Origin of the sequence: Flavobacterium azizsancarii (assembly GCF_027980145.1) — a bacterium.
Lineage (GTDB): Bacteria > Bacteroidota > Bacteroidia > Flavobacteriales > Flavobacteriaceae > Flavobacterium > Flavobacterium azizsancarii.
On the sequence record NZ_JAMZNK010000107.1, the window covers coordinates 1 to 1,080 of the forward strand.

The 1,080-nt window shown below is 33.1% G+C and carries 2 protein-coding genes; both read left to right on the top strand.

Annotated elements, in window-relative coordinates; all coding sequences use genetic code 11:
• Positions 1-754, top strand: a 754-nt coding sequence (locus tag NJT12_RS24800; RefSeq protein WP_271338788.1) for a hypothetical protein, incomplete at its 5' end; no start/stop codon positions are given.
• A 44-nt stretch (positions 755-798) separates the two neighbouring features.
• Positions 799-990 carry a hypothetical protein gene (locus tag NJT12_RS24805; protein ID WP_271338789.1) on the top strand — a complete coding sequence of 64 codons (192 nt, stop codon included), beginning with the start codon at positions 799-801 and terminating at the stop codon, positions 988-990.
• Positions 991-1,080 lie beyond the last annotated feature (90 nt).

Below are 1,080 nucleotides of genomic sequence, written 5' to 3' on the forward strand. Positions count from 1 at the left end.
AGGTGAGACTGCTATAGATAAAAGGATATTTTTTAGTGCATCTGATTCTAATAGTATAGCTTATATGAACCAATATGGTTTTTCTAACACTGATAATGTTGGGAAAAGAGGGAGTATTAATTATCTACAGATGCAAATTGAAGATAATGATAATTACACCTCCACTAGTATAATACCTGAAGGGATTAACATAGCAAGGAGATATGGGAATATAACAGTATCATCTTTAGAAGATATTACAGGTACTTTTACTCAAACTTTACAATCAAAATCAGGTATAATAGCTACTACAGATGATATTACTTTACAAAAAGTTTTAGATAACGGCAGACTTTGGGAATCTGAAACAGGAATTGTCAGTTTAGGAAGTTCGTTAGAACCAGCAGGTATTATAATGGTAGTTGGTAGCTTAGATCTTGGATCAAAAATAGATTTAAGGCCGACCGGAATAAATTTAAACACAATAGATACTTCTACTCAAACTTCATTAACATTTAATGCAGAACCTATAGTTGGTAAAGCCCTCATATTTAAGACTCCAACTACTAACTTACCAGACGAGGATCATACATTAGCGATTAGAAGTGATATTAAACTAAAGTCTTATACGGTAAGTACTTTACCAGACGGAACAATCGGAGATCAGGCATATGTAACTGACGCTACAGCTCCTACTTACTTAGGAATTCTAACAGGAGGAGGTTCTGTAGTATGTCCAGTATTCTATAATGGTACTACATGGGTGTCTCATTAGTGGGAAAACAAAAAAAAATTAGTAAATAATCTTAAAATTAATATATGAATAAATCTAAAATTGCAGTAATCGTGAGTCTTTTAATTGTTTTAACTGGCTTGATCGATACAAAATTTGAACTTTTACAAGATGCAGGATTATCATTGGTAACAATTAATAGAATCAAATTAATCGGTTTGATTTTGTCGGCAGCGTTACCAAGTATATCCCCTTTATTTTCGAAAGAAGTGAAGTAAAGTTAAAATTCCTCAGGAGGGCAGGAATAAAAAAGGCCCCCCAACAATAATACTTCCTACGGTAATTATTTATGCGACAAAGCCACAGCG

Excerpts from the sequence above, each read along its gene's own strand:
- NJT12_RS24805 (WP_271338789.1), top strand. The coding sequence starts at position 799 with ATGAATAAATCTAAAATTGCAGTAATCGTGAGTCTTTTAATTGTTTTA.